We start from the raw sequence: 26,030 nt of genomic DNA, 5'->3' as shown, positions 1-26,030 counted from the left end.
TCACCATGGCATCCGCATTCGAATACGCCCCGGCACCCGAGTCCCGCTCGATCGTCGACATCGCGCCGTCCTACGGCCTGTTCATCGACGGCGAGTTCACGGAGGCCGCCGACGGCAAGGTCTTCAAGACGGTCTCCCCGAGCACCGAGGAGGTGCTGTCGGAGGTCGCCCAGGCCGGTTCCGAGGACGTCGACCGCGCGGTGAAGGCCGCCCGCAGGGCCTTCGAGAAGTGGTCGGCGCTGCCCGGCTCCGAGCGCGCCAAGTACCTGTTCCGCATCGCGCGGATCATCCAGGAGCGCAGCCGTGAGCTGGCGGTCCTGGAGACGCTGGACAACGGCAAGCCGATCAAGGAGACCCGCGACGCCGACCTGCCCCTGGTCGCCGCGCACTTCTTCTACTACGCGGGCTGGGCGGACAAGCTCGACCACGCCGGCTTCGGCCCCGCTCCCCGCCCCCTGGGCGTCGCGGGCCAGGTCATCCCCTGGAACTTCCCCCTCCTGATGCTGGCATGGAAGATCGCCCCGGCGCTCGCCACCGGCAACACGGTCGTCCTCAAGCCCGCCGAGACGACCCCCCTGTCCGCGCTCTTCTTCGCGGACATCTGCCGCCAGGCCGGCCTCCCCAAGGGTGTCGTCAACATCCTTCCGGGCTACGGCGACACGGGCGCCGCGCTCGTCGCACACCCGGACGTCAACAAGGTCGCGTTCACCGGCTCGACGGCGGTCGGCAAGGAGATCGCCCGCACGGTGGCGGGCTCCCGCAAGAAGCTCACCCTCGAACTGGGCGGCAAGGGCGCCAACATCGTCTTCGACGACGCCCCCATCGACCAGGCCGTCGAGGGCATCGTCAACGGCATCTTCTTCAACCAGGGCCAGGTCTGCTGCGCGGGCAGCCGGCTCCTCGTCCAGGAGTCGATCCAGGACGAGCTGCTGGACTCGCTCAAGCGCCGCCTGACCACCCTGCGCCTCGGCGACCCCCTGGACAAGAACACGGACATCGGCGCGATCAACTCCGAGGAGCAGCTCTCCCGCATCACCACCCTCGTCGAGCAGGGCGAGGCCGAGGGCGCCGAGCGCTGGTCCCCGGCCTGCGAAATCCCGTCCTCCGGCTACTGGTTCGCCCCGACGCTCTTCACGAACGTCACCCAGGCGCACCGGATCGCCCGCGACGAGATCTTCGGCCCGGTGCTGTCGGTCCTCACCTTCCGCACCCCGGACGAGGCGGTCGCCAAGGCCAACAACACCCCGTACGGCCTGTCGGCGGGCATCTGGACGGAGAAGGGTTCGCGGATCCTCGCCGTCGCGAACAAGCTCCGTGCGGGCGTCGTCTGGTCCAACACGTTCAACAAGTTCGACCCGACCTCGCCGTTCGGCGGCTACAAGGAGTCGGGCTTCGGCCGCGAGGGCGGCCGCCACGGCCTGGAGGCGTACCTCGATGTCTGAGAAGAACGAGAAGACCGAGCAGCGTCTGTCGGTCTTCAAGACCTACAAGCTGTACGTCGGCGGGAAGTTCCCGCGTTCCGAGAGCGGCCGGGTGTACGAGGTGACGGACAAAAAGGGCAACTGGCTGGCGAACGTGCCCCTTTCGTCCCGCAAGGACGCCCGCGACGCGGTGGTCGCCGCCCGCAAGGCGTTCGGCGGCTGGTCGGGCGCGACGGCGTACAACCGCGGCCAGATCCTCTACCGCATCGCCGAGATGCTGGAGGGCCGCCGCGAGCAGTTCGTGCGCGAAGTGGCCGACTCGGAAGGCCTGTCGAAGTCCAAGGCGGCCGCGGTCGTCGACGCGGCGATCGACCGCTGGGTCTGGTACGCGGGCTGGACCGACAAGATCGCCCAGGTCGTGGGCGGCGGAAACCCGGTCGCGGGCCCCTACTTCAACCTGTCCTCTCCGGAGCCGACGGGCGTGGTCGCGGTCCTGGCGCCCCAGGAGTCGTCGTTCCTCGGCCTGGTCTCGGTGATCGCCCCGGTGATCGCGACCGGCAACACGGCGGTCGTGGTGGCCTCCGAGAGGTCCCCGCTCCCCGCCCTGTCCCTGGGCGAGGTCCTGGCCACCTCCGACCTGCCCGGCGGCGTCGTCAACGTCCTCTCCGGCCGTACGGCGGAGATCGCGGCACCGCTGGCCGCACACCAGGACGTCAACGCGATCGACCTCGCGGGCGCCGATGACGTACTGGCGAAGGAGCTGGAGATCGCGGCGGCGGACAACCTGAAGCGGGTGCTCCGTCCACAGCCTGTGGACGAGGTCGACTGGTCGGCGACCCCGGGCATCGACCGCATGACGGCGTTCCTGGAGACGAAGACGGTCTGGCACCCGACGGGGTCGCTGGGCGCGTCGGGCTCGGCGTACTGAGCCCTCCCCGACCGAGCCGCGCCTCCCCTCCGTCCGGGGGAGGCGCGGCTCTTCCTGCTGAGGCGAGTCATGCAGGCCTATAGTCACACCAATTGCACACTAGAGTAATCATGTGCCACCATGTGCGCATGGTAGAGATCGCCATCAGCGCAGCCCGCTCCCAGCTCGGCGACCTGGTCCGGCGCGCCGCCCACGGCCGCGAGACCATCGCCCTCACCGATCACGGACACGTGGCCGCTCTCCTCGTATCGCCGCAGGTGATAGAGGATCTCGAAGACGCCCTGGTGTTCGCGGACTACCAGCGGCGCAAGGCAGAGGGAACGCTTGAACCGGGCATCCCGCATGAGGAAGTCGGCCGGATGCTGGGGCTGCGGTAAGTGGCCTACGAGATCATCTGGGAGCCTCGAGCCACGAGCGCGGCCGTGCGGTTCCTCAAGGAGGATCCCGCCGGGCTGTCCGCCGTTTACGCGGCCGTGGACGCCTTGGCCACTCAGCCTCGCCCGTCGGGCTCCGTCCCCTACGGATCACCCGACCTCCGACGCCTGCACGTCGGGGACTACCGGGTGCTGTACGTCATCGACAACGACGTGATCCACATCCTGGTCACCCACCTCGGCCGAACCGCCTGATTCAGAGACCGGAGAACCGCGTCCTCCCTCCCTCGGGGGAAGACGCGGCTCTCTTTCAATGCGCCGGCCGGGTTCAGACCAGGCGAGGGCCGCCCAGCAGCATGGCGGCCGTCGTCAGTGCCGCCGGAACCGTACCGACCGGGCTCGTCTCGGCGAGGTAGCTCAGCCCGGAGAGCGGGCCGGCGATGTGGTTGCTCGTCGGGTCGACGGTGTTGCCGGGGAGAGCGTTGCGCTTGAGGCCCTGGACGGAGCCGGTGACCGACCGCACCTGACCGGTCGGGCCCTGGAGGCTCTTCTGCGGGTCGAGCTTGCTGAGCGTGTTCGCCGCGGTCGCCGGCGACAGCGGCACCTTCACGGCGGCCGTCGAGTCCGCGGAAGCCGTCGCCGCGCTCGCGGCCAGGGCCGCCGAGACGGTCGCGAGGGCGATCAGGGCGCGCTGGGCGGTGGGCTTGGAGGGGGAAGCGTGTCGTGCCATTGCAGTAGTCACCTTGGATTCGCTGAGTAATCAGGTCGACACGAAGGGTAGTTGAGATGTGATGCGCACACCAAAGCCGACCCGCGGGGTCGGCAGGACGTACGGAATACGTCAAACTGGTGTCCCGTGAGCATCCATCTCCCCTCCGCCGCCCGCGTCGTGCTGCTCTGCGGCCCCTCGGGCTCGGGCAAGTCCCTTGTCGCCGCCCGCTCCGGCCTGCCCGTGCTGCGCCTCGACGACTTCTACAAGGAGGGCGAGGACCCGACGCTGCCGCTGGTGGCGGGAAGCTCCGACATCGACTGGGACCACCCGGACTCCTGGGACACGGACACCGCCGTCGCCGCGATCGCGGAGCTGTGCCGCACGGGCCGTACGAAGGTTCCCGTCTACGACATCTCGCTCTCGGCCCGCACCGGTGAGGAGACCGTCGACATAGGACGGACCCCGCTGTTCATCGCGGAGGGCATCTTCGCGGCCGAGATCGTCGAGCGCTGCCGGGAGTTGGGGCTGCTGGCCGACGCGCTGTGCCTGAACCGCGGCGCGGTCCGCACCTTCCGCCGTCGCTTCCTGCGTGATCTCAAGGAGGGCCGCAAGTCGGTGCCGTTCCTGCTGCGCCGCGGCTGGCGTCTGATGCGCCAGGAACGCTCGATCGTCGCCCGCCAGACCGCCCTCGGCGCCCACGCCTGTGACCGGGACGAGGCCCTGGGCCGGCTGGCGGCTGCCGCTGTGGGCCGCCGCCCGGCCGCAACCCCCTCGCGCTGACCGGACGGGTACACGCAAAAAAGCGGGACTGGACGGACCCCCCGGCCCTCCAGTCCCGCTTCCCCCGTTCCCCCGTGGTGCTTCCCCCATGAGCCCCCGTTGGTCCCCCGTGGGTTCCCCCCGGTTACCGCTCCCCCGTGCTTCCCCCGTTACTTGCTTCCCCCCCAACCCTCAGGCGACGAGCTCCCCGAAGGCGTCCTCCTCGTCACGGCCGAAGCTGAGGACCTCGTCCTCGCGCAGCCGGCGGAGCGACCGCCAGATGCTGGACTTCACCGTGCCGACACTGATGTCGAGGATCTCCGCGATCTCCGGGTCCGTGCGGCCCTCGTAGTAGCGCAGGACCAGCATGGTGCGCTGGAGTTCGGGGAGGCGGGCGAGCGCCTGCCACAGGACCGCGCGCAGCTCCGTGCCGCGCATCGCGTCCGTGTCGCCGGGCGTCTCCGGCAGTTCCTCGGTCGGGTACTCGTTCAGCTTGCGGCGGCGCCACGCGCTGATGTGCAGGTTCGTCATGGTGCGGCGGAGGTAGCCCCCGACCGCGGCCTTGTCGCTGATCCGGTCCCAGGCCTTGTACGTCGAGAACAGCGCGCTCTGCAGCAGGTCCTCGGCCTCGAAGCGGTCACCGGTCAGGTGGTAGGCGGTGGCGTACAGGGAGGCGCGGCGCTCCTGGACGTAGGCGGTGAACTCCGCCTCCGACAGCGAGCGACGCTCCCCCGTGTCCTCCCTGTACGCGCTTCCCCCGTGCGTCTCCCCCGTGAAGGTGTCAACCACCGTCATGTACGCGGTGTGCTGACGCCCGGCGCCGCGAGCGCACCCCCGCCCGCTCACGGCACCGGACTTCTCGGAACCCCGGCCCCCGTTCACGTCGTGCAGGCGCGTGACCACTGCGCTGGTGCTGGTGCTGTGCAGCATGTTCATCTCGCGCCCCCCGTCGTGGACTTCCGGTGTTCGACTTGCTCAGGCGGTGGATCTCCGCGGTGTCTCTGCGGTGCTTCCTTGCCTGTGCCGAGAAGCTTGCCCTCGCACCTTCATGGCCGTGTCCGCCGACTGTCACAGACCTGTCACAGGGGTCGGCCGCAGGGAAGACACAGCGCGGTCACAGAGCAGAGCGGTACGGGCACACAGGCGTACGGGTCTGCAGCGGAGTCGAAACCCCGACCCACCATGGGCCAGAATGAGCGCGTGCCTACCCTGTTGCTGATCGAGGATGACGACGCCATCCGTACGGCCCTGGAGCTGTCTCTTACGCGCCAGGGACACCGGGTTGCCACCGCTGCCACCGGTGAGGACGGTCTGAAGCTCCTGCGGGAGCAGCGGCCGGACCTGATCGTGCTGGATGTGATGCTGCCCGGCATCGACGGGTTCGAGGTGTGCCGGCGCATCCGGCGCACGGACCAGTTGCCGATCATTCTGCTGACCGCGCGCAGCGACGACATCGACGTGGTCGTGGGTCTGGAGTCCGGCGCCGACGACTACGTGGTCAAGCCGATCCAGGGGCGGGTGCTCGACGCCCGGATCCGGGCCGTGCTGCGGCGCGGGGACCGCGAGTCGACCGACGCGGCGAGCTTCGGCAGCCTGGTCATCGACCGCGCGGCGATGACGGTGACCAAGAACGGCGAGGACCTGCAGCTCACGCCGACCGAGCTCAGGCTGCTGCTGGAGCTGAGCCGGCGGCCCGGGCAGGCGCTGTCCCGGCAGCAGTTGCTGCGGCTGGTGTGGGAGCACGACTACCTCGGTGACTCCCGGCTGGTGGACGCGTGTGTCCAGCGGCTGCGTGCCAAGGTCGAGGACGTGCCGTCGTCCCCGACGCTGATCCGTACCGTGCGTGGCGTGGGCTACCGGCTGGACACGCCTCAGTGACCAAAGCGCAAGGGGGGGTTCGCGGCTGGGCCGCGACTCGCAAGGGACATCTTTCAGGGCTGCGCTTCACCAGTCTGCGGCTGCGCCTGGTGGTCGTCTTCGGGCTGGTGGCGCTCACCGCCGCCGTGTCCGCGTCCGGGATCGCGTACTGGCTCAACCGCGAGGCCGTGCTCACCCGCACCCAGGACGCGGTGCTCGGCGACTTCCGGCAGGCGATGCAGACCCGGGCGGGCACCCTGAGCGCGCACCCCACGCAGGACGAACTGCAGCACACCGCGGGCCAGATGGCCAACAGCAGCCAGCGCTTCAGCGTGCTGCTCGTCGCGCAGGACGCCGACGGCAGGACCGTCTACGGCAGTTCGAGCGGCCTGGAGGGCTTCTCGCTGCAGGACGTGCCCGGGTCGCTGCGCGCGGCCGTGACCAAGAAGCAGCAGGTCGACTCCGGCAACAAGTACGTCTACCACCTGTACTGGCAGCGCGTCGTCAACCACGGCACGCCGTACCTGGTGGCGGGCACGAGGGTGATCAACGGCGGGGCGACCGGCTACATGCTCAAGTCACTGGAGCCGGAGGCCAAGGACCTCAACTCCCTCGCCTGGTCGCTGGGGATCGCCACCGGCCTCGCGCTGGTCGGCTCGGCGCTGCTCGCGCAGGCCGCCGCCTCGACCGTGCTCAAGCCGGTGCAGCGGCTCGGGGTCGCCGCGCGCCGGCTCGGCGAGGGCAGGCTGGACACCCGGCTCAGGGTGTCGGGGACCGACGAACTCGCCGATCTGTCACGGACGTTCAACTACGCGGCCGAGGCGCTGGAAAAGCGGGTCGAGGACATGGCCGCGCGGGACGAGGCGTCCCGGCGGTTCGTCGCCGACATGAGTCATGAACTCCGTACGCCGCTCACCGCGATCACCGCCGTGACGGAGATCCTGGAGGAGGAGCTGGAGGCGGACTCCGGGTCGATGGACCCGATGATCGAGCCCGCCGTACGGCTCGTCGTCAGCGAGACCCGGCGGCTCAACGACCTCGTCGAGAACCTGATGGAGGTCACCCGCTTCGACGCGGGCACCGCACGGCTGGTCCTGGACGACGTCGACCTCGCCGACCAGATCACCGCCTGCATCGACGCCCGGGCCTGGCTGGACGCGGTCGACCTGGACGCCGAGCGCGGCCTCCACGCCCGTCTCGACCCGCGCCGCCTGGACGTGATCCTCGCCAACCTGATCGGCAACGCGCTCAAGCACGGCGGGTCGCCGGTGCGGGTGTCGGTGCGGCCCGAGGACGATGAGATCGTCATCGCGGTGCGCGACCACGGGCCGGGCATCCCCGAGGACGTCCTGCCGCACGTCTTCGACCGCTTCTACAAGGCGAGCGCCTCCCGACCGCGCTCCGAGGGCAGCGGCCTCGGCCTGTCCATCGCCCTGGAGAACGCGCACATCCACGGCGGCGAGATCACCGCCGCCAACTCCCCCGACGGGGGTGCGGTGTTCACGCTGCGGCTGCCCCGGGACGCGTCGGCGCTGACGGAGGAGTCCGAGAAGGACACGGGGAAGAACGGGAACGCCTCATGACCGCACGACGTCTCCTGGCGCTCCCCCTCCTCGCCGCGGTACTCAGCGGCTGCGGCATCCGGCCCACCGAGGTGCCCACGGACTTCGGGGCGGCGCCCTCCCAGGTGCAGTGCTCGCCCGCCGAGCCGGACGTCTCCACACAGGCCTCGCGCGGGCTGCCCGTGCAGGTGTTCCTGCTGTGCGGGTCATCGCTGGTCGCCGTGGACCGGACGGTACGGGTGCCGGCCGGCTCCCCGGACTCGCAGCGGCGGGTGCTGGTGGCGCAGGGGCTGCTCGACCAGCTCGCGGCGACACCGTCGGCCGCCGAGAAGGAGGCCGGGTACACCACGGACGTACGCGGCGGCATGACCGTGACCGGCCCCCGGCCCGGCGACCCCGACGACACGCTCCGGCTCAGCAACCCGCCCGGCGATCTCACGTCCTTCGCGCTGGCCCAGCTGGTCTGCACCTTCTCCGACTCGACGGCGGCCGGGGGTGACGGCTCGGTCATCCTCGGCGGCCCCGGCAAGGAGCCGCTGCGCCGCTACGAGTGCACGGACGAGGTGCGCTCCCGCCCGGGCACCGAGCAGCCGCCGTCCAGCCCGGTTACGGGCGGCTGACGTACGGGTGTGGCGGAAGCCTCATCCAGGTACCTCCGGACAAGCCGGAACCGATCCTGCCGCACGCGGCGTCTAGGGGATCGTGCAGCGTCAAGGCTCCATCGGCGGCAACGCCGCGATCCGCATCCGTGTGACAGGGAGTGTCCTCCTTGTCGCACACCTCGCGTTCGTCGCCTGGCTCACGCTGCGCCCACTGGATGTGCCCTGGGTGATGCCCCCCAACCTGCATCCGTTCGCCGGAATACGCGCCGACCTGGCGCTGGGCCGGCCGGAGGCGGTCCGCCGCATCGGCGAGGGCGTCGGCCTCCTCGCACCGCTCGGCGTACTGCTCCCGATGGCGCACGGCAGGCTGTGGGCCTTCCCGTTCGCCTCCTTCGTCCGTACGGTCGCCGCGGGCGCGCTGGTCTCCGCGGGCATCCTGCTGCTGCAGACCGGGGTGCCCGGCCGGGTCCCGGACGTGGACTCGCTGCTGATGAACACCGTGGGTGTGGCCCTCGCCCATCTCGCGGTCGTCCCCGCGGCCCGCTCCTGGCTCCGCCGCAGGTCCGAGCGGAGGGAAGGGGCGGCCCTCCGCCAGGAGGAAGCGGTTCAGGGTCGAACCCCGACGTTTCCCAGGGTCGGGATCGCCCCGTAGAGCGACGCTTTGCCCCCTTCGTCTCCGTAGCGTTGAAGACAGATGAGGAAGCCACCAAGAGGCCGCCTCCTATCCGACGCTCACGAAGGAGCCGCACATGTCCGCCCTCGTCCGCCCCACCCACGGCCGCATGATCGGCGGCGTGTGCGCCGGTCTGGCGCGGCGCTTCGGCACCTCCGCGACCACCATGCGCGTGATCTTCCTGCTCTCCTGCCTGCTGCCGGGTCCGCAGTTCCTGCTCTACATAGCGCTGTGGATCCTGCTGCCCTCCGAGGAGAAGGCCGCCCGCACCGCCTGGTGAGGCCCTTTCCGCTGGTACGCCGATGGGGCGCACCCCCGTGCCCGGGGGTGCGCCCCATCGGCGCGTTCGCGAGGCGGACTCAGCCGATCGGCATGCCGTTCACGGGCAGGCCGCGCGTGGGCAGGCTCGACTGCACCGGCAGACCACCGAGCAGCCCGGCGACCGGCGCGGACCCGTCGGTGAGCGCACCGGCCGACGGCTGCACGGAGGACAGACCGCGGTCGAGGGCGGGCTTGCCCTGGGCCACCGCCGCCTGGGCACCCGGCAGCGCCTGGGAGACGTTCTGCGCCGGGAGCGCGCTGGTGACGGAGCCCAGCATGCCGGTGGCGTCCGGGACCGCCGGGGCCGCGTTCGCGGCGCCCGCGCCCGTGGCGGCGAAGGCGGCACCGAGAGCGGCGACACCGAGGGTCTTGGCAGCAGACTGCTTCATGAAATGAATCCTCGAAATGGGGTTGGGGAAATGTGAGCGGTGTCCACGACCGTAAACACGGGCACCCGCCCGCCGCAAACATCGAAATGCGAACGGGTTGTGAATACCCGTCCGCATTCCATACACCCCGATATCCCCGGTTACTCCTCCGAGGGTACAGAACCGCTGGTGGAAGCGGTTTGCTGGAACAGCCATTCGGACTTCAGCTCGGCATATCCAGGCTTGATCACGTCATTGATCATCGCCAGTCGTTCATCGAAAGGAATGAACGCTGATTTCATCGCATTGACGGAGAACCACTGCATGTCGTCGAGCGAATAACCGAAGGCGTCGACAAGGTGCTCGAATTCCCGGCTCATACTTGTGCCGGACATGAGTCGATTGTCCGTATTCACGGTCACACGGAAGTGCAGTCGGCGCAGCAGCCCGATCGGGTGTTCGGCATACGACTCCGCCGCCCCGGTCTGGAGGTTCGAACTGGGGCACAGTTCGAGCGGGATGCGCTTGTCCCGTACGTACGAGGCGAGCCGCCCGAGCTTCACCGAACCGTCGGCGTGCACCTGGATGTCGTCGATGATGCGCACACCGTGCCCCAGCCGGTCCGCCCCGCACCACTGAAGGGCCTGCCAGATGGACGGCAACCCGAAGGCCTCACCGGCATGGATGGTGAAGTGGTTGTTCTCGCGCTTCAGATACTCGAAGGCGTCGAGGTGCCGGGTGGGCGGGTAACCGGCCTCGGCGCCGGCGATGTCGAAGCCCACCACGCCCAAGTCACGGTAGCGGTTGGCGAGTTCGGCGATCTCCAGGGCGCGGGCGGCGTGCCGCATGGCGGTGAGCAGGGCGCCCACGCGGATCCGGTGGCCGCTCTGCCGCGCGAGCCGCTCCCCTTCCCGGAAGCCCTCGTTGACGGCCTCCACGACCTCCTCGAGGGTCAGCCCGCCCTCCAGGTGCTGCTCGGGGGCGTACCGCACCTCTGCGTACACCACCCCGTCCTCGGCGAGGTCCTCGGCACACTCGCGCGCGACCCGCACGAGCGCGTCCCGGGTCTGCATCACGCCGACGGTGTGGGAGAAGGTCTCCAAGTACCGCTCCAGCGAACCGGAGTCGGCGGCCTCCCGGAACCAGACGCCGAGCTTGCCGGAGTCGGTCTCGGGGAGGCGGTCATAGCCCGCATCGCGGGCGAGTTCGACGATCGTCCCCGGCCGGAGGCCGCCGTCGAGGTGGTCGTGCAGCAGAACCTTCGGCGCCCGGCGGATCTGCTCCGGCGTCGGGGTGTTCGAGATGGTCTGGCTCGTCATTTCCGCACTCTACCTCCTACGCGCGTAGATGGCGCGTTGTACAACTCCGTCGATACGTAACGGTGACCGCATGGACGGGGCACGTACACCTGCGCTTCTGACACTGTTCTGTCATGGCACACCAAGCGACGCCGGTTCGACGGGCCCGGCTGGGGAGGGCGCTCGGCCCGGAACCGACGGCGGTGAGCGGAGTGGTTCTGCTGCTCCCCGGCGGCGACGAGGAGTCGGCCCGCAGACCGTCCCCCGTGCTGGCGACCGCCTCCGTCCGCGCACTGGGCCGCCGTCTGGCCCGCGCCGGGCGGGAGGAGGGCCTCGCCACCCATGTCGTCCACTACCGCTACCGCGGCTGGAACGGCAGCGAGGCCCATCTCGCGGGAGACGCCTCCTGGGCCGCGGACGAAGCCGTACGGCGCTACGGCGACGTCCCCGTCTGCCTCGCCGGCCTCGGGATGGGCGGCCGGGCCGCACTGCGCGCGGGCGGGCACGACGCCGTCAACTCCGTACTGGCGATGGCGCCTTGGCTGCCCGAGGAGGACGTCGCGGCTTCGCCTGAACCGGTGAAGCAGCTGGCGGGGCGGCGGGTGCTGATCGTTCACGGCACGAGGGACGACGTCTGCGACCCCGAGCTGTCCTTCCGGCTGGCGGCGCGGGCGAAGAAGGCGAACCGGGATGTCTGCCGGTTCGAAGTGCACTCCGACGGTCATGGGTTGCATCAGTACCGGAGTGAAGTGCATGCGTTGGCGGAGGACTTCGTGATGGGGGTGTTGTTCGGGCGGTCGTTTTCGCGGCCGGTGGAAGACGCACTGGCGGCTCCGCCGCCGCTGGGGTTGCGGATGCCGTTGGCTGCGGGTTTTGGCAAGTCTCTGCGCCGGTGAGAGCCCGGGGCTCGGGTTCGCTGCGGGGTGCGGGGGCGTAGTGGTTGATCGCGCCGCTCCCCGCGCCCCTTTGGGGCGCTCCCCTTCACGTGGGCAGCAAGTTGCCCCTTCTTGAGAGCAGGAACTTCTTGAAGGCGGCCACGGGGGGTGTGTCCGGGTGGCCGTCCAGCCATGCCACGCCGATTTCGCGGGCCGCTCTCGGGGCCGTGACCGTGAGTTCCACAACTCCCGGGCGGGGGAAGGCGGGTGGAGGGAGCAGGGCTACTCCCAGGCCCGCAGCCACCAGGCCCCGCAACGTCTCCGCCTCTTCCCCCTCGAAGGCGATTCTCGGCCGGAAGCCGGCCTCCTTGCAGAGGTCGTCGGTGATGCGGCGCATGCCGTAGCCAGGTTCGAGGGTGACGAAGGTTTCGTCGGCCGCCTCGGCCAGGCGGATGCGGCGGCGGGACGCCAGCGGGTGGTCGGCCGGGACGACCAGGCGGAGCTTCTGTTCGTCGAGGCGGCGGGCCACCAGGTCGGGGGCGTCCGGGACCGGGGAGGTCAGACAGAGGTCGAGTTCGCCCGCGCGCAGCTTCTCCAGCATCGCCTCGCCGTAGTTCTGGACGAGGCTGAATCGGACGCGGGGGTGGTCGGCCCGGAAGGCGTGGATGAGACCGGGGACCGTTTCGGCGCCCATGGTGTGCAGGAAGCCGAAGGCGACCTTGCCGGTGGCCGGGTCGGCGTCGGCGCGGACCTCCTCGGCGGCGCGCTCGATCTCGGCGAGGGCACGTTCGACGGAGCCCAGGAAGGTGCGGCCGGCCGGGGTGAGGGAGACGGTGCGGCCGCGGCGGGCGAACAGGTCGACGCCCAGGTCCTGTTCGAGGCGGACCATTGCCCGGGAAAGGGTGGACTGCGGGACCTGCATCTCGTGGGCGGCACGCGTGACGTGCTCGGTGCGGGCGACACCGGCGAAGTGGGCGAGGCGCGGGGCGAGCAGCGAGACGATGTCGTGGGCGGCCTTGGCGTCTTTTGTGTCACTGGACGGTGACAGACGAGCTTGTGACCTCTGCTGATGCACCATGGGAACGATTATGGCGATTCCATGCATTGGACGGATGAGCGGGGTCGTACGTAGCTTCGAGGCATGTCTCCCGCCAGTACCGGGGCGTCCACCGTCGTGGGCGCCGCATCCGTTGTCCCCACTGTTCCTGTCCTCCCTGTCGTCGATTCCCGTATGACGCCGGGCGGCCCCGGCTACCGCCGGATGAGCTTCGCCCTCTTCCTCGCGGGGGTCGCGACCTTCGCACTGCTCTACTCCACGCAGGCCCTGCTGCCGCTGATCTCCGGCGAGTTCGGGGTCACGGCGAGTGCGGCGAGCTGGACGGTGGCGGCGGCGACCGGTGGCCTCGCGGTGTTCGTCCTTCCGATGAGTGCGCTGTCGGAGCGGTTCGGGCGTCGTACGGTGATGACGGGCTCGCTGGCGGTCGCGGTGACGGTGGGGCTCCTGGTGCCGTTCGCGCCCTCGCTGACCGGGCTGGTGGTGCTGCGGGCTGTGCAGGGGGCTGCGCTGGCCGGGCTCCCGGCGTCGGCGACCGCGTATCTCGCCGAGGAGGTCCGGCCGAAGGCGCTGGTCACGGCGATCGGGCTGTTCGTCGCGGGCAACAGTGTCGGCGGGATGAGCGGCCGGGTCATCACCGGGTGGGTCGCGCAGGAGTGTGGCTGGCGGGTCGCGGTCGGTGTGATCGGGGCGATCGCGGTGGTGTGCGCGGTGGCCTTCCGGCTGCTGCTGCCCGCTCCGCGTCACTTCAAGGCGGGTTCGCTGCGGCCGCGGGTCCTGGCCCGCACGGTCCGCGACCACCTGTCGAACCCGCTGCTGTGCCGGCTGTATGCGATCGGGGCGCTGTTCATGACGGTGTTCGGCGGTGTGTACACGGTGATCGGTTACCGCCTCACGGAGGCGCCGTTCTCGCTGCCGCAGGGCATCATCGGGTCGATCTTCCTGGTCTACCTGGTGGGTACGGTGTCCGCGTCCACCGCCGGGCGGCTGGTGGGGCGGCTGGGCCGCCGTGGGGCGCTGTACCTGGCGGGCGGTACGACGGCGTCGGGCCTGGCCCTGACCCTCGCGGGGTCTCTGGTGCCGGTTCTGCTGGGGCTGGTGCTGATCACCGCCGGGTTCTTCGCCGGGCATGCGGTCGCGTCGTCGGCGGTGAGCAAGACGGCGACGACGGGGCGTGCGCAGGCCTCCGCCCTGTACCAGTCGGCGTACTACGTCGGCTCCAGCGCGGGCAGCACCGTCGGTGCGCTGGCCTTCCACGCGAGCGGCTGGACCGGGACGGTGCTGGTCGGCCTGCTGGCGGTGCTGGGGGTCGTGACGATCACGGTGTTCGGGACGCGGGCCGCCAGGGCGACGGCGCGCACTCTCAGCCCGTCCGGCGTCTGAGGACGAGGCCGTTCAGGCCGAACGGGGGTCCAGGGGGCGAAGCCCCTTGGGCCGGCGACCCCCACCCACCTGCACATTCTCCTGCTCGGCACGCCATTGTCAGTGCCCTGCGCTAGCTTCGAACCTGCTGGGCGCAAAGGCGCGACACAGAACGGCCACAGGGGTGGGTGGACCATGACGACAGACCTCGACGTCAGGCTCGAGAAACACCGAGTCGAGCTGACCGGCTACTGCTACCGCATGCTCGGCTCCTCCTTCGAGGCCGAGGACGCGGTACAGGACACGATGGTCCGCGCCTGGCGCAGCTACGAGAAGTTCGAGGGCCGCTCCAGCCTCCGCTCCTGGCTGTACCGCATCGCGACGAACGTCTGCCTGGACATGCTGACCGCCGGCAACAAGCGCGCCCGCCCGATGGACCTGAGCGAATCGACGCCCCTCGCCCAGGCCGCCCTCTCCCCCCGCCCGGACAACACCTGGCTGGAGCCGATGCCCGACGCCCGCGTGCTGCCGACCGTCGAGGACCCGGCGGAGGCCGCCGTCGCGAAGGAGTCCGTGCGGCTCGCCTTCATGGCGGCCCTGCAGCAGCTGCCCGCCAAGCAGCGCGCCGTGCTGATCCTGCGCGAGGTCCTCGCATGGAAGGCCAGTGAGGTCGCCGAGCTGCTGGACACCTCGGTGGCGTCGGTCAACAGCGCCCTGCAGCGGGCCCGGGCGACACTCGCCGAGCGCGAGCAGGGCGACAAAGCGGCAGCCGCGGCCGTCTCCGACCCTCTCGACGAGGAGCAGCGCAAGCTCCTGGACCGCTATGTGGCGGCCTTCGAGGGGTACGACATGACCGCGCTGACGGCGTTGCTCCACGAGGACGCCGTGATGACGATGCCGCCGTTCGACCTGTGGCTGACCGGGCACGACGACATCACGGGCTTCATGACGACCCTGGGCTCCGCCTGCGAGGGCTCCCGGCTGCTGCCGGTCCAGGTCAACGGCCTGCCGGGGTTCGCCCAGTACAAGCCGGACCCGGAGAAGGGCGGCTTCACCCCGTGGGCGGTGCAGGTGCTGGAGATATCAGACGGCGGGCTCTCCGGGTTCCACTTCTTCCTCGACACGGCGCGCTGGTTCCCGCTGTTCGGCCTGCCCCTCCACCTCGAAGCGGAGCCCGACCAGGTCGAGGAGGGCGTGTAGCGACGGGGCGGGATCCCGCAGCCGGATCCGGCCCCCGGCCCGCCGGGCGGCCAGCTCCAGCCGCGCCAGCAGATCCACGGCACCCAGCCCCGGCGGCCCGATCGCGGCGACGTCGACCACCACCACCCCGGCACCGGTGGCCTCCAGCAGCGCCCGCACGTCCTCGCACAGCCCGTTCACCTCGTCACGGGTGACAGGGCCGGGCAGCACGAGTACGGCGGGTGTCATGGCATCCACGAGCGGTAGACCGGCCGGGCGGGCGGAACTCATCGCCGCGCACCCTCCTGTCGGGCGTGTCCGCCGACCGGGATCACATTGACCTGTCACCCTCCTCCCCCGGAGGGTTGGGTGTATGCCCCAAGCATCCGCACCGCCCCGGCTACCCGACGGCCTCCTCCCCGCCGAGGGGGCACCGTGCAGGGAGTGCTGACGGGCTTCGCGGTCATCGCGGTCGTCATCGGGGTGGGCTACGTCATCGGACGGCAGGGACATCTCGGCGAGCACGGACGCGAGGTGCTGACCAAGCTGGCCTTCCATGTGGCGTCCCCGGCGCTGCTGTTCACCACGCTCGCGCGGGCCGACCTGTCGGTGATCTTCTCCAGCCGGCTGCTGGTGACGGCCATGAGCACGGCGGCTGCGGCCGGTGTCTTCGTCGCGGTCGGTGTCGTACGGGGCTGGAGTGTGGGCCGTACGACGATCGGCGCCCTGTGCTCCAGTTACGTCAACTCGGGCAACCTCGGCATCCCGATCGCGGTGTATGTGCTGGGCGACGCCTCGCTGGTGGCGCCGGTGCTGCTGTTCCAGATCATCGCGGTCACGCCGATCGCCCTGACGGTCCTGGACCTGTCCGGCAAGGGCGACAAGGGCCCGTTGTGGCTGCGGCTGCTCACGCCGCTGCGCAACCCGATCGCGGTCGGCTCGCTTGCCGGAGTGGCGGTCTCGGCGCTCGGTGTGAAGGTCCCGGCCGCGGTCATGGACCCGGTGACCCTGATCGGCAACATGTCCGTCCCGGCGGTCCTGCTGGCCTTCGGCATCTCCCTGTGCGGCAGCACGATGCCGGGGCGGGGCGCCGACCGGCTCCCCGTGTTCCTGTCGGTCGCACTGAAGGCGCTGGGCCAGCCGGTGGCCGCGTGGGCTCTGGCGGTGGGGGTGTTCGGGCTGCACGGCCACCAACTGCTCGACGTGGTGGTGACGTCGGCGCTTCCGGCGGCGCAGAACCTGTACACGTACGCGAGCCGCTATCGGGTGGCGGAGGGCTTGGCGCGGGACTCGATCCTGTTGTCGACGGTGTTGTCGGTGCCGGTGCTGGTGGTCGTGGCGGCGCTGTTGGGGTGAGTCAGGTCTCGGGGAACTCGCTGGTGTCGATGACGAGGTCGAAGGGCGCGGGGATGGTGAGGAGTTCGCCGAACTTGGCGACGGCGAGCGGGCGGTAGACGTCCCCGTGCGGCTCTCCGTAGAGCGTCGCGGTGGGGCCCTCGGGTGCCCAGCGGTCGACCAGGAGGTAGAGCGGGATGCCTGCGGAGGCGTAGGCGGCCGGCTTGCTCACACGGTCGTGGCGGGCGTTCTTCCTGGAGGTGACCTCGACGACGAGTTCGGCCACGGCGCCCGGCAGATAGGTGTCCGCCTCGGTGCACTCCTGGACCGGGGCGACCAGGATGTCCGGGATGAACATGCCCAGCCGCGAGGGGACGGCGATGGCCTGTGTCTGGTAGACCCCCCAGTCCTCAGGGATCACGGAGTACAGGCGACGCTGGATGCGTTCCGCGATCACGTTGTGACGGGGTGCGGGAGCAGGTGACACGGTGATGATCCCCTCGATGATCTCCACCTTGCTGCCCTCGGGCCAGTCCATCTCCTCCCAGAACCGGACGAGGTCGTCCCAGCTCTGCTCGGGGTCGTGGCCCACGGTGAGTGCGCTCATGGCGGTCTCCTTCGGTTGCGTCACCGATCCCAGCATGCCGAACGGGACCGGTGGGGGTCCACCGATCCCGTTCACTCGAAAGGGAAAGTCCCCTGGTCAGGCGATACGTTCCAGCACGACAGGCGACGCCGAGAACTCCGCCCCCGCCGCCCCGATGTCGTAAGACCCCTCCACCGCCTGCAGCGCGTACTCGAAGCGCTCGGGGGTGTCGGTGTGCAGGGTCAGCAGGGGCTGGCCCTCGGTCACCGTGTCGCCCGGCTTGGCGTGCATCTCCACGCCCGCGCCCGCCTGCACCGGGTCCTCCTTGCGGGCGCGGCCCGCGCCCAGGCGCCAGGCGGCGACGCCGATGCCGTAGGCGTCGAGACGGGTGAGGACGCCCGAGGACGGGGCCTTGATGACGTGCTGCTCGCGTGCCACCGGCAGCTGCGCGTCCGGGTCGCCGCCCTGGGCCGCGATCATGCGGCGCCAGACGTCCATCGCGGAGCCGTCGGCCAGGGCCTTCGCCGGGTCGGCGTCCTTCACTCCGGCCGCGTCGAGCATTTCGCGGGCCAGCGCGATGGTCAGTTCCACCACGTCGGACGGGCCGCCGCCCGCGAGGACCTCCACCGACTCGCGGACTTCGAGGGCATTGCCCGCCGTCAGACCCAGCGGGGTCGACATGTCCGTCAGCAGCGCGACCGTCCTCACTCCGTGGTCCGTGCCCAGGCCCACCATCGTGGAGGCGAGTTCCCGTGCGTCCTCGATGGTCTTCATGAAGGCGCCGGTGCCCACCTTCACGTCCAGGACCAGGGAGCCGGTGCCCTCGGCGATCTTCTTGGACATGATCGAGGACGCGATCAGCGGGATGGCCTCGACCGTGCCCGTGACGTCGCGGAGCGCGTACAGCTTCTTGTCCGCGGGGGCCAGACCGTCGCCCGCCGCGCAGATCACCGCGCCGGTGGTGTCGAGGACGTCCAGCATCTCCTCGTTGGACAGCAGCGCGCGCCAGCCGGGGATCGACTCCAGCTTGTCCAGGGTGCCGCCGGTGTGGCCGAGGCCGCGGCCCGACAGCTGCGGAACGGCCGCTCCGCAGGCCGCGGCCAGGGGCGCCAGCGGGAGGGTGATCTTGTCGCCGACGCCGCCGGTCGAGTGCTTGTCGGCGGTGGGGCGGGACAGGGACGAGAAGTCCATGCGCTCGCCGGAGGCGATCATCGCGGCGGTCCAGCGGGCGATCTCACGGCGGTTCATGCCGTTGAGGAGGATGGCCATGGCGAGCGCGGACATCTGCTCGTCGGCGACCTCCCCGCGGGTGTACGCGTCGATGACCCAGTCGATCTGCTCGTCGCTGAGCTCACCGCGGTCCCGCTTGGTGCGGATGACGGAGATGGCGTCCATGGCCATGGGGTGCGTTCCTTCCGAGGTTCATGGAAGTGTGCGGCCCCTCCGCTCGAAGGGTTCAAACCGGAGGGGCCGTACGGTAGTTACTTGTCGAGATGGCCCGGCCCGAAGGCCTGCGGCAGCATCTCGGAGAGGGGGAGGATTCCCGCCGGGGTCTCCACCAGGAGGTCCGGGCCCCCGAACTCGTACAACAGCTGGCGGCAGCGGCCGCACGGGACGAGGATCTCGCCCCGGCCGTCCACGCAGGTGAAGTGCGTCAGGCGCCCGCCGCCGGTCCGCTGCAGCTCCGAGACCAGCCCGCACTCGGCGCACAGGCCGAGGCCGTAGGAGGCGTTCTCGACGTTGCAGCCGGTGACCGTGCGGCCGTCGTCGACCAGGGCGGCGACCCCGACCGGGAAGCCCGAGTAGGGGGCGTACGCGTGGGACATGGCCTCGCGGGCCAGGTCCCGCAGCGCCTCCCAGTCGACGGCGGCCGGCGGGGTCACTTGCCCTGGCCCTTCCGGTAACGCATGCCGTCCGCCTTGGGCATCCGCAGCCGCTGCGCGGACAGCGACAGCACCAGCAGGGTGACGACGTACGGGGTGGCGCCCACGAAGTCGCTCGGGACCTCGTCGGTGACCAGGTACCAGACCAGGACGCCCGCGCCCACCATGAGGCTGATGCCGCCCTGCCAGTGCGCCTTCTTGTACAGCTTCCAGCCCGCCATCGCCACGAGCAGCACCACCAGCAGGAGCAGCAGGGCGTGAACGGTCTGGCCGCCGTTGCGCAGCTGCAGCGCGTCGGAGTAGCCGAACAGGCCCGCGCCCATGGCGAGGCCGCCGGGCCGCCAGTTGCCGAAGATCATGGCGGCGAGACCGATGTAGCCTCGGCCGCCGGTCTGGGCCTCCAGGTAGGTGTGCGAGGTGACCAGCGCGAGGAAGGCACCGCCGAGGCCGGCGAGACCGCCGGAGACGGCGACGGCCGCGTACTTGTACTTGTAGACGTTGACGCCGAGGGACTCCGCGGCGATCGGGTTCTCACCGCAGGAGCGCAGCCGCAGACCGAACGGGGTGCGCCACAGCAGCCACCAGCTGCCGACGAACAGCAGGGCGGCGAAGACCGTCACGACGGACAGGTCGGTGACCAGGCCGCCGAGGATGCCGGCGAGGTCGGAGATCAGGAACCAGTGATGGTTCTCGATGGAGTGCAGCCCGTTGGACAGGCCCGGTACGTCGAAGTTGGGCAGCGAGCCGACGGGCGGGGACTGCTTGGGGTTGCCGCCCGCGTCGGCCGCCTTGCCGTTCGTGAAGAAGATCTTGGCGAGGTACTGGGTGGTGCCCAGTGCGAGGAGGTTGACCGCGACACCGGAGACGATGTGGTCGACACCGAAGGTGATGGTCGCAACCGCGTGTACCAGGCCGCCGAGGACGCCGAAGCCGATGCCGCACAACAGGCCGAGCCACGGGTTGGACTGCCAGCCGATCCAGCCGGCGCCGAAGGTGCCGAGGATCATCATGCCCTCGAGGCCGATGTTGACCACACCGGACCGCTCGGACCACAGACCGGCCAGACCCGCGAGGCCGATCGGCACCGCCAGGCCGAGGGCGGCCGAGACCTGGCCCTCCGAGGTGAGCTGATCGGAGCCGGTGATGACGCGGACCGCGGCGACGAGCAGCAGCGCACCGGCGACGATCATGAGGATCTGGCCGAACGAGCGGCCTGAGCGGCCACGTGCGGTGTCCGCCTTGGGAGCCGCGGGGGGCGGCGTGTCGGTCATCGTGGCAGTCATCACGCCACCTCCTGCTTCTGGGTCGTGGCGGCCTGGGCGGCGAGCTCGGCGCCGACCCGCTGCTGCTGGCGCCTGAGGCCGTAGCGGCGTACGAGCTCGTAGGCGATGACGACGCACAGGACGATCACGCCCTGGATGACGCCGAGGATCTCCTTGTCGTACCCCTCGAACTCGAGGTGGTTGGTGGTGCGCTCCAGGAAGCCCCACAGGAGCGCGCCGAGCGCGATGCCGACCGGGTTGTTGCGGCCGAGCAGGGCGATGGCGATGCCGGTGAAGCCGATGCCCGTCGGAAAGTCGTTGCTGAACTGGTGGCTGTCGTTGAGCAGGGTCGGCATGCCGATCAGACCGGCCACCGCGCCGGAGATGACCATGCTGGTGGCGATCATCTTCTTGACGGAGACACCGCTCGCGGAGGCCGCGCTCTCGGACTGGCCGACGGTGCGCAGGTCGAAGCCGAAGCGGGTGCGGCCGAGCACGAACCAGTAGGCGATGCCGACGACCACGGCGACGACGATGAAGCCCCACAGCTCGCCCGCCGCGCCCGTGTCGATCTGGAAGAAATACGAGGACGACGGCAGCGGCTTGGTGGAGATCACCGTGCCGCCGCTCTGCAGCTCTGCGAGCTTCCCCGGCTGCAGGAGGTAGGCGATGATCGCGGTGGCGATCGAGTTCAGCATGATCGTCGAGATGACCTCGCTGACACCGCGGGTCACCTTGAGGACGCCCGCGATGGCCGCCCACAGGGCACCGGTCGCCATGGCGCACAGGATGATCAGCGGGATGGAGATCCAGCCGGGCGTGGTCAGCGCGCCGCCGAGGACCGCGGCGAAGAACGCGGCGATCCGGTACTGGCCGTCGACGCCGATGTTGAACAGGTTCATCCGGAAGCCGATGGCCACCGAGACACCCGCCAGGTAGTACGTCGTCGCCTTGTTGAGGATGTAGACCTGGCTGTCGCTGGCGGAGCCGTAGGTCAGCATGTCGCTGAAGGCGGAGCCCGGGTTCTTGCCGGTGGCGAGGATGACCAGGGCGGTGACGACGAGCGCGGCGACGATCGCCAGCAGCGGCGCCGCGATGCCGAGGAGCAGCCGCTCCTTGTCGATGCGTTGGGTCAGCTTGTTCATCGGGCGTCGTCCTCGTGGTCCTCGGCGGAGTCCTCGGTGTGCTCCAGGTGGCCGGTGGCCGCACCCGTCATGGCGGAGCCCAGCTCCTCGGGGGTGATGGTGGCGGGGTCGGCGTCGGCGACCAGTCGGCCGCGGTACATCACCCGCAGGGTGTCGGACAGGCCGATGAGCTCGTCCAGGTCGGCGGAGATCAGCAGCACGGCCAGGCCCTCACGGCGGGCCTCGCGGATGTGGTCCCAGATCGCGGCCTGCGCGCCGACGTCCACACCGCGGGTGGGGTGGGCGGCGATCAGCAGCTTGGGCGCGTGGCTCATCTCGCGGCCGACGATCAGCTTCTGCTGGTTGCCGCCGGAGAGGGAGGCTGCGGTGACGTCGATGCCGGGGGTACGGACGTCGTACGCCTGGATGATGCGCTCGGTGTCGGTGCGGGCGGCCTTGATGTCGAGGAGCTGGCCGCGGGAGTTGGGCTTCTCGGTGACATGGCCGAGGATGCGGTTCTCCCACAGCGGCGCTTCCAGGAGCAGGCCGTGGCGGTGGCGGTCCTCGGGGATGTAGCCGACGCCGGCCTCGCGGCGGTCGCGGGTGGGGGCGTGGGAGATGTCGGTGCCGTCGAGGCTGATGACGCCCGCGTCCGGGTCACGGATGCCCATGATGGCCTCGACCAGCTCGGACTGGCCGTTGCCCTCCACGCCGGCGATGCCGAGGACCTCGCCCTTGTGGATGGTGAAGGAGATGTCGTCGAGGATGATCCGCTCGACGCCGTCGAGGTCGGTCTGGGCCAGGCGCAGACCGTCCAGCTTCAGCAGCGGCACGTCCGTGACCGTGGACTCCTCGGTCTCCGGGGTGGGCAGTTCGCTGCCGACCATCAGCTCGGCGAGCTGCTTGGGGGTGGTGCCGGCGGGCTCGACCGTGCCGACGGTGGTGCCGCGGCGGATGACGGTGATCTCGTCGGCCACGGAGAGGACTTCGCCCAGCTTGTGGGAGATGAAGATGACCGTGAGGCCCTCGGCCTTCAGCTCGCGCAGGTTGTCGAAGAGGGCGTCGACCTCCTGCGGCACGAGGACGGCGGTGGGCTCGTCGAGGATGAGGGTCTTGGCGCCGCGGTAGAGGACCTTGAGGATCTCCACGCGCTGGCGGTCGGCGACGCCGAGCTCTTCCAGGAGGACGTCGGGCCGGACGTTCAGGCCGTATGCGTCGGAGATCTCCTTGATCTTGGCGCGGGCCTTGGCGCCGATGCCGTGGAGCTTCTCCGCGCCCAGGACGACGTTCTCCAGGACGGTGAGGTTGTCGGCGAGCATGAAGTGCTGGTGCACCATGCCGATGCCGCGGGCGATGGCGTCGGCGGGGTTGTGGAAGGTGACCGTCTCGCCGTTCACCGTGATGGTGCCCTCGTCCGGCTGCTGCATGCCGTAGAGGATCTTCATCAGGGTGGACTTGCCGGCGCCGTTCTCACCGCACAGGGCGTGGACGGTTCCGGTACGGACGGTGATGTCGATGTCCTTGTTGGCGACGACGCCGGGGAATCGCTTGGTGATGCCGCGCAGTTCGACGGCAGCGGGAGGGCTGGACGCGTTGATGGCGCACTCTCCTCGGGGACAAAGGGGGCTGAGGGGGAGGGCAGGCGTCGGCGACGCTAGCGCGGCAACTCCATGCTACACGCGTAGAGTTGACACATTGTTATGGCTCGGCGAGGGGCTGTGGGAACGCGCCCTCGCCGAGCCGGGGTTCGGCGGGAACCGTCAGATCACGGGGCGGTCTTGACCTTGACGGTGCCGTCGACGATCTTCTTCTTCGCGGCGTCCAGCTGGGCCTTGATGTCGTCGATGAAGCCACCGCTGGTGGCCAGGCCGACACCGTTCTTGGCGAGCGAGTAGACCTGGTTGCCGGTCAGCGGCTTGCCGTCGTGCACGGACTTGATGAAGTCGTAGACACCGACGTCCACGTTCTTGACCATCGAGGTCAGGATCGAGTTCTTGTACTTGGCCAGACCCGGGATGTTGTACTGGTCCGAGTCCACGCCGATGGCCCAGGCGCCCTTGACGCCGTTGACGGCCTCGATCGAGCCGTTGCCGGAGGAGCCGGCCGCGGAGTAGATCACGTCGGCGCCGTTGTCGAGCATGCCCTGCGCGGCCGCCTTGCCCTTGTCGGGGCTGGAGAAGCCGGAGGTGTCCGAGCCGTGGGTCAGGTACTGGACGTCGACCTTGACCTTGGGCTTGGTGTCGTGGACGCCCTGGACGTAACCCGCCTCGAACTTCTTGATCAGCGGGACGTCCACACCACCGATGAAGCCGACGTGGTCCTTCTTGGTCTTCAGCGCCGCCGCGACACCGGCAAGGTAGGAGCCCTGCTCCTCGGTGAAGGTGATGCTGTCGACGTTCGGGGAGGTCGCGACCGAGTCGATCAGACCGAAGTTGACCTTCGGGAACTGCTTGGCGACCTTGTCGATCGAGGCGGCGTAGGAGAAGCCGACGGCGACGATCGGGTTGTAGCCCGCGCTCGCCAGGTCGGTCAGGCGCTGCTCGCGGTCGGCCTCGGTGTCAGAGGGCTTGGCGGTCAGTTCCTTGATGGAGCCGTTGAACTCCTTCACGGCCTTGTCGGCACCGCGCGCGGCGGAGTCGTTGAAGGAACGGTCACCACGGCCGCCGACGTCGTAGGCGAGACCGATCTTGATGCCCTTGCTGCTGCCCGAGGGGGAGGACGAGCTGCCAGTGTCGGACGAGGTGCTGCCACAGGCTGTGGCAGTCATTGCGAGAGCTGCGGTGGCGATACACGCAGCGGAAAGCTTGGCTACCCGGCGCACGGGAGGCTCCTTCACCTGACCTGAGCGCCATGTCGGCGCTTCATGTGAGCACCTTGCCAGTGCTCGGGCCCGGACGCCCCTGCGGCGTCGGCTTCGCGGCATCGTAACGCGCGTAGATGTCAGAAAAACACCCCTCTCGAAGCCGTTATCGATTCGAGGCAAACGCTGTCTGAACTCAGGGTCTTACGCCGTCACACACCCGGATTTCGATGCGTGCACGATTGGCTTACGAGCATGTTGCGCCGGTCGGTGGAACGGCCCCCGAGGGGGCCGCTCCGCACGCTCGGATCACTGAGCCGCGTCCAGCAGTGCCGCCGCCGTGAACAGTTCGACACCGACCGTGATCGCCGTCTCGTCGGCGTCGAAGTCGCCCTGGTGCAGATCGCGCACCGTGCGCTCGCCCGGGGTGCGGACGCCGAGGCGGGCCATGGAGCCGGGGACGTGCTCCAGGTACCAGGAGAAGTCCTCGCCGCCGAGGCTCTGCTCGGTGTCCTCGACGGACTGGGCGCCGCGGCGGGCGGTCATGGCGTCGCGCAGCAGGTCGGTCACGTCCCCGTCGTTGACCACGGGCGGGACGCCGCGCACGTAGTTGATCTCCGACTTGGCACCGTGCAGGTTGGCGACCTCGTCGATGGCGGCGACCACGAGGTCCGGGGCCTGCCGCCAGGCCTCGATGTCGAGGCAGCGGACGGTGCCGGAGAGCTCGGCGTGCTGCGGGATGACGTTCGGGGCGTGCCCCGACTCGATGCGGCCCCAGGTCACCGCGAGACCGGAACGGGTGTCCATCCGTCGGCCGACGAGCGCGGGCACGTCGATCGCGACGCGGGCGGCGGCGGTGACCAGGTCGGTGGTCAGATGCGGGCGGGCGGTGTGCCCGCCGGGCCCGTCCAGGGCGACCTCGAGCCGGTCGCAGGCCGAGGTGATGGCGCCGTGGCGCAGGCCGATCCGGCCGGCGTCGACCCGGGGGTCGCAGTGCACGGCGATCATCCGGCCGACGCCGTCCAGCACACCGCAGTCGATCGCGTCCGCGGCGCCGCCGGGCAGCACCTCCTCGGCCGGCTGGAAGACCAGGCGCACGGGCCGCGGGAGCTTCCCCTGCTTGTGCAGCTCGGCCAGGACCAGGCCGGCGCCGAGCACCACGGTCGTGTGCACGTCGTGGCCGCAGGCGTGTGCGCGGTCCGGCACGGTCGAGCGGTACGGGCACTCACTCTTCGTGTCCGGGATGGGCAGGCCGTCGATGTCGGCGCGCATACCGAGCATGGGCCGCCCGCCGTCCCACTCCCCGATGTCACAGACGACCCCGGTACCGGTGGCGAGCACACGGGGCCGCAGGCCTGCCGCCTCGAGCCGCTCCTTGATCGCCGCGGTGGTACGGAACTCCTGGTTGCCGAGTTCGGGGTGCATGTGCAGATCGCGGCGGAAGGCGACGAGTTCGGCATACAGCGCCTCGGGCAGCGTGCCGTCGAGCACGGCTTCCCCGGCGAGGTCGACCTCGGACTCTGGTGACATCAGTTGCTTCACCCTCTTAAGCGTAGGACGCCGGGGTGGCCAACTGACCCTCGATCAACAAAAGTTCAACCCCTCAGGGGAAGAAAATCTGGCCGCTCGACGCATGGGCAAGGGTTGACATGGGTATACCTTGCCTTTCTCTACGCATACCACGCCCCGCGCCTG

28 protein-coding genes are annotated in these 26,030 nt (G+C 70.0%); 14 read left to right on the top strand and 14 right to left on the bottom strand.

Annotated elements, in window-relative coordinates; all coding sequences use genetic code 11:
* Positions 1-5 precede the first annotated feature (5 nt).
* From ACWCRD_RS11505 to ACWCRD_RS11490, 4 genes are all read left to right on the top strand, one after another.
* On the top strand, positions 6-1,442 hold the full coding sequence (locus ACWCRD_RS11505; protein WP_450965635.1) for an aldehyde dehydrogenase family protein: 1,437 nt from the start codon (positions 6-8) through the stop codon (positions 1,440-1,442).
* Positions 1,435-2,349: an aldehyde dehydrogenase family protein gene (locus ACWCRD_RS11500; protein ID WP_450965634.1), complete on the top strand. Its 915-nt coding sequence runs from the start codon at positions 1,435-1,437 to the stop codon at positions 2,347-2,349. The genes ACWCRD_RS11505 and ACWCRD_RS11500 overlap by 8 nt, the downstream gene beginning before the upstream one ends.
* Before the next feature lie 128 nt (positions 2,350-2,477).
* Complete coding sequence (locus ACWCRD_RS11495; RefSeq protein ID WP_208782558.1) at positions 2,478-2,726, top strand: type II toxin-antitoxin system Phd/YefM family antitoxin; 249 nt, start codon at positions 2,478-2,480, stop codon at positions 2,724-2,726.
* Positions 2,727-2,978 carry a type II toxin-antitoxin system RelE family toxin gene (locus tag ACWCRD_RS11490; protein ID WP_450965633.1) on the top strand — a complete coding sequence of 84 codons (252 nt, stop codon included), beginning with the start codon at positions 2,727-2,729 and terminating at the stop codon, positions 2,976-2,978.
* Positions 2,979-3,051: 73 nt separating this feature from the next.
* On the opposite strand, the gene ACWCRD_RS11485 is transcribed toward ACWCRD_RS11490, so the two are convergent.
* On the bottom strand, positions 3,052-3,453 hold the full coding sequence (locus ACWCRD_RS11485; protein WP_450965632.1) for a hypothetical protein: 402 nt from the start codon (positions 3,451-3,453) through the stop codon (positions 3,052-3,054).
* Between the two features lie 126 nt (positions 3,454-3,579).
* Between ACWCRD_RS11485 and ACWCRD_RS11480 the strand changes: the two genes are divergently transcribed.
* Positions 3,580-4,215: a uridine kinase family protein gene (locus ACWCRD_RS11480; protein ID WP_450965631.1), complete on the top strand. Its 636-nt coding sequence runs from the start codon at positions 3,580-3,582 to the stop codon at positions 4,213-4,215.
* A gap of 171 nt (positions 4,216-4,386) precedes the next feature.
* On the opposite strand, the gene ACWCRD_RS11475 is transcribed toward ACWCRD_RS11480, so the two are convergent.
* Positions 4,387-5,130, bottom strand: a complete 744-nt coding sequence (locus tag ACWCRD_RS11475; protein WP_344404457.1) for a SigE family RNA polymerase sigma factor — start codon at positions 5,128-5,130, stop codon at positions 4,387-4,389.
* A 264-nt stretch (positions 5,131-5,394) separates the two neighbouring features.
* Here ACWCRD_RS11475 and afsQ1 point away from each other — a divergent pair, with 264 nt between their 5' ends.
* From afsQ1 to ACWCRD_RS11450, 5 genes are all read left to right on the top strand, one after another.
* The gene (gene afsQ1 / locus ACWCRD_RS11470) at positions 5,395-6,072 is read left to right on the top strand and encodes a two-component system response regulator AfsQ1 (RefSeq protein WP_030929935.1); all 678 of its coding nucleotides are present in this window, start codon (positions 5,395-5,397) and stop codon (positions 6,070-6,072) included.
* Positions 6,069-7,634 carry an ATP-binding protein gene (locus ACWCRD_RS11465; protein WP_450965630.1) on the top strand — a complete coding sequence of 522 codons (1,566 nt, stop codon included), beginning with the start codon at positions 6,069-6,071 and terminating at the stop codon, positions 7,632-7,634. Before afsQ1 ends, ACWCRD_RS11465 begins: the two co-directional genes overlap by 4 nt.
* On the top strand, positions 7,631-8,233 hold the full coding sequence (locus ACWCRD_RS11460) for a hypothetical protein (protein WP_450965629.1): 603 nt from the start codon (positions 7,631-7,633) through the stop codon (positions 8,231-8,233). Before ACWCRD_RS11465 ends, ACWCRD_RS11460 begins: the two co-directional genes overlap by 4 nt.
* Before the next feature lie 82 nt (positions 8,234-8,315).
* On the top strand, positions 8,316-8,867 hold the full coding sequence (locus ACWCRD_RS11455) for a VanZ family protein (protein WP_450965628.1): 552 nt from the start codon (positions 8,316-8,318) through the stop codon (positions 8,865-8,867).
* 97 nt (positions 8,868-8,964) lie between these two features.
* On the top strand, positions 8,965-9,168 hold the full coding sequence (locus ACWCRD_RS11450) for a PspC domain-containing protein (RefSeq protein ID WP_030929945.1): 204 nt from the start codon (positions 8,965-8,967) through the stop codon (positions 9,166-9,168).
* 79 nt (positions 9,169-9,247) lie between these two features.
* On the opposite strand, the gene ACWCRD_RS11445 is transcribed toward ACWCRD_RS11450, so the two are convergent.
* Both ACWCRD_RS11445 and ACWCRD_RS11440 read right to left on the bottom strand, forming a co-directional pair.
* Complete coding sequence (locus tag ACWCRD_RS11445) at positions 9,248-9,598, bottom strand: ATP-binding protein (RefSeq protein ID WP_450965627.1); 351 nt, start codon at positions 9,596-9,598, stop codon at positions 9,248-9,250.
* Positions 9,599-9,738: 140 nt separating this feature from the next.
* Positions 9,739-10,896 carry an adenosine deaminase gene (locus ACWCRD_RS11440; protein ID WP_450965626.1) on the bottom strand — a complete coding sequence of 386 codons (1,158 nt, stop codon included), beginning with the start codon at positions 10,894-10,896 and terminating at the stop codon, positions 9,739-9,741.
* A 113-nt stretch (positions 10,897-11,009) separates the two neighbouring features.
* Between ACWCRD_RS11440 and ACWCRD_RS11435 the strand changes: the two genes are divergently transcribed.
* Positions 11,010-11,771: an alpha/beta hydrolase gene (locus ACWCRD_RS11435; RefSeq protein WP_450965625.1), complete on the top strand. Its 762-nt coding sequence runs from the start codon at positions 11,010-11,012 to the stop codon at positions 11,769-11,771.
* Positions 11,772-11,856: 85 nt separating this feature from the next.
* Here ACWCRD_RS11435 and ACWCRD_RS11430 read toward each other — a convergent pair whose 3' ends face one another.
* A complete protein-coding gene (locus tag ACWCRD_RS11430) occupies positions 11,857-12,828 on the bottom strand; it encodes a LysR substrate-binding domain-containing protein (protein WP_450965624.1) in 972 nt (323 codons plus the stop codon).
* Positions 12,829-12,891: 63 nt separating this feature from the next.
* Here ACWCRD_RS11430 and ACWCRD_RS11425 point away from each other — a divergent pair, with 63 nt between their 5' ends.
* Positions 12,892-14,187 carry an MFS transporter gene (locus tag ACWCRD_RS11425; protein ID WP_450965623.1) on the top strand — a complete coding sequence of 432 codons (1,296 nt, stop codon included), beginning with the start codon at positions 12,892-12,894 and terminating at the stop codon, positions 14,185-14,187.
* A 174-nt stretch (positions 14,188-14,361) separates the two neighbouring features.
* Positions 14,362-15,366, top strand: a complete 1,005-nt coding sequence (locus tag ACWCRD_RS11420; RefSeq protein ID WP_450965622.1) for a sigma-70 family RNA polymerase sigma factor — start codon at positions 14,362-14,364, stop codon at positions 15,364-15,366.
* Here the strand turns inward: ACWCRD_RS11420 and ACWCRD_RS11415 are convergent.
* The gene (locus ACWCRD_RS11415) at positions 15,250-15,636 is read right to left on the bottom strand and encodes an STAS domain-containing protein (RefSeq protein ID WP_450965621.1); all 387 of its coding nucleotides are present in this window, start codon (positions 15,634-15,636) and stop codon (positions 15,250-15,252) included. The genes ACWCRD_RS11420 and ACWCRD_RS11415 overlap by 117 nt on opposite strands.
* 144 nt (positions 15,637-15,780) lie before the next feature.
* Here ACWCRD_RS11415 and ACWCRD_RS11410 point away from each other — a divergent pair, with 144 nt between their 5' ends.
* Positions 15,781-16,701 (top strand): AEC family transporter, encoded by a 921-nt coding sequence (locus tag ACWCRD_RS11410; RefSeq protein WP_450965620.1) that lies wholly within the window; start codon positions 15,781-15,783, stop codon positions 16,699-16,701.
* Between the two features lies 1 nt (position 16,702).
* Here the strand turns inward: ACWCRD_RS11410 and ACWCRD_RS11405 are convergent, their stop codons facing one another.
* From ACWCRD_RS11405 to ACWCRD_RS11370, 8 genes are all read right to left on the bottom strand, one after another.
* Entirely contained in the window at positions 16,703-17,287 is a 585-nt protein-coding gene (locus ACWCRD_RS11405; RefSeq protein WP_450830326.1) for a Uma2 family endonuclease, read from the bottom strand.
* Positions 17,288-17,383: 96 nt separating this feature from the next.
* The gene (locus tag ACWCRD_RS11400; RefSeq protein WP_450965833.1) at positions 17,384-18,661 is read right to left on the bottom strand and encodes a thymidine phosphorylase; all 1,278 of its coding nucleotides are present in this window, start codon (positions 18,659-18,661) and stop codon (positions 17,384-17,386) included.
* Positions 18,662-18,747: 86 nt separating this feature from the next.
* Positions 18,748-19,149: a cytidine deaminase gene (locus tag ACWCRD_RS11395; protein ID WP_450965619.1), complete on the bottom strand. Its 402-nt coding sequence runs from the start codon at positions 19,147-19,149 to the stop codon at positions 18,748-18,750.
* Positions 19,146-20,432 carry an ABC transporter permease gene (locus ACWCRD_RS11390; RefSeq protein ID WP_450965618.1) on the bottom strand — a complete coding sequence of 429 codons (1,287 nt, stop codon included), beginning with the start codon at positions 20,430-20,432 and terminating at the stop codon, positions 19,146-19,148. The genes ACWCRD_RS11395 and ACWCRD_RS11390 overlap by 4 nt, the downstream gene beginning before the upstream one ends.
* On the bottom strand, positions 20,432-21,556 hold the full coding sequence (locus tag ACWCRD_RS11385) for an ABC transporter permease (RefSeq protein WP_450965617.1): 1,125 nt from the start codon (positions 21,554-21,556) through the stop codon (positions 20,432-20,434). The genes ACWCRD_RS11390 and ACWCRD_RS11385 overlap by 1 nt, the downstream gene beginning before the upstream one ends.
* The gene (locus ACWCRD_RS11380) at positions 21,553-23,100 is read right to left on the bottom strand and encodes an ABC transporter ATP-binding protein (protein WP_450965832.1); all 1,548 of its coding nucleotides are present in this window, start codon (positions 23,098-23,100) and stop codon (positions 21,553-21,555) included. The genes ACWCRD_RS11385 and ACWCRD_RS11380 overlap by 4 nt, the downstream gene beginning before the upstream one ends.
* A gap of 200 nt (positions 23,101-23,300) precedes the next feature.
* Complete coding sequence (locus tag ACWCRD_RS11375) at positions 23,301-24,356, bottom strand: BMP family lipoprotein (RefSeq protein ID WP_450965616.1); 1,056 nt, start codon at positions 24,354-24,356, stop codon at positions 23,301-23,303.
* Positions 24,357-24,644: 288 nt separating this feature from the next.
* Positions 24,645-25,865 carry a M20 family metallopeptidase gene (locus ACWCRD_RS11370; RefSeq protein ID WP_450965615.1) on the bottom strand — a complete coding sequence of 407 codons (1,221 nt, stop codon included), beginning with the start codon at positions 25,863-25,865 and terminating at the stop codon, positions 24,645-24,647.
* Between the last annotated feature and the right edge of the window lie 165 nt (positions 25,866-26,030).

Source organism: Streptomyces sp. NPDC002092 (assembly GCF_053593775.1).
The sequence above is the reverse complement of the archived record's forward strand: the minus strand, read 5'-3'. Positions and strand labels throughout refer to the sequence as shown.

Coding starts and splice junctions, on each gene's coding strand:
- ACWCRD_RS11505 (WP_450965635.1), top strand. CDS start 6: ATGGCATCCGCATTCGAATACGCCCCGGCACCCGAGTCCCGCTCGATC.
- ACWCRD_RS11500 (WP_450965634.1), top strand. CDS start 1,435: ATGTCTGAGAAGAACGAGAAGACCGAGCAGCGTCTGTCGGTCTTCAAG.
- ACWCRD_RS11495 (WP_208782558.1), top strand. CDS start 2,478: ATGGTAGAGATCGCCATCAGCGCAGCCCGCTCCCAGCTCGGCGACCTG.
- ACWCRD_RS11485 (WP_450965632.1), bottom strand. CDS start 3,453: ATGGCACGACACGCTTCCCCCTCCAAGCCCACCGCCCAGCGCGCCCTG.
- ACWCRD_RS11475 (WP_344404457.1), bottom strand. CDS start 5,130: ATGAACATGCTGCACAGCACCAGCACCAGCGCAGTGGTCACGCGCCTG.
- ACWCRD_RS11460 (WP_450965629.1), top strand. CDS start 7,631: ATGACCGCACGACGTCTCCTGGCGCTCCCCCTCCTCGCCGCGGTACTC.
- ACWCRD_RS11450 (WP_030929945.1), top strand. CDS start 8,965: ATGTCCGCCCTCGTCCGCCCCACCCACGGCCGCATGATCGGCGGCGTG.
- ACWCRD_RS11445 (WP_450965627.1), bottom strand. CDS start 9,598: ATGAAGCAGTCTGCTGCCAAGACCCTCGGTGTCGCCGCTCTCGGTGCC.
- ACWCRD_RS11440 (WP_450965626.1), bottom strand. CDS start 10,896: ATGACGAGCCAGACCATCTCGAACACCCCGACGCCGGAGCAGATCCGC.
- ACWCRD_RS11435 (WP_450965625.1), top strand. CDS start 11,010: ATGGCACACCAAGCGACGCCGGTTCGACGGGCCCGGCTGGGGAGGGCG.
- ACWCRD_RS11430 (WP_450965624.1), bottom strand. CDS start 12,828: ATGGTGCATCAGCAGAGGTCACAAGCTCGTCTGTCACCGTCCAGTGAC.
- ACWCRD_RS11425 (WP_450965623.1), top strand. CDS start 12,892: ATGTCTCCCGCCAGTACCGGGGCGTCCACCGTCGTGGGCGCCGCATCC.
- ACWCRD_RS11420 (WP_450965622.1), top strand. CDS start 14,362: ATGACGACAGACCTCGACGTCAGGCTCGAGAAACACCGAGTCGAGCTG.
- ACWCRD_RS11415 (WP_450965621.1), bottom strand. CDS start 15,636: ATGAGTTCCGCCCGCCCGGCCGGTCTACCGCTCGTGGATGCCATGACA.
- ACWCRD_RS11405 (WP_450830326.1), bottom strand. CDS start 17,287: ATGAGCGCACTCACCGTGGGCCACGACCCCGAGCAGAGCTGGGACGAC.
- ACWCRD_RS11400 (WP_450965833.1), bottom strand. CDS start 18,661: ATGGACGCCATCTCCGTCATCCGCACCAAGCGGGACCGCGGTGAGCTC.
- ACWCRD_RS11390 (WP_450965618.1), bottom strand. CDS start 20,432: ATGACTGCCACGATGACCGACACGCCGCCCCCCGCGGCTCCCAAGGCG.
- ACWCRD_RS11385 (WP_450965617.1), bottom strand. CDS start 21,556: ATGAACAAGCTGACCCAACGCATCGACAAGGAGCGGCTGCTCCTCGGC.
- ACWCRD_RS11370 (WP_450965615.1), bottom strand. CDS start 25,865: ATGTCACCAGAGTCCGAGGTCGACCTCGCCGGGGAAGCCGTGCTCGAC.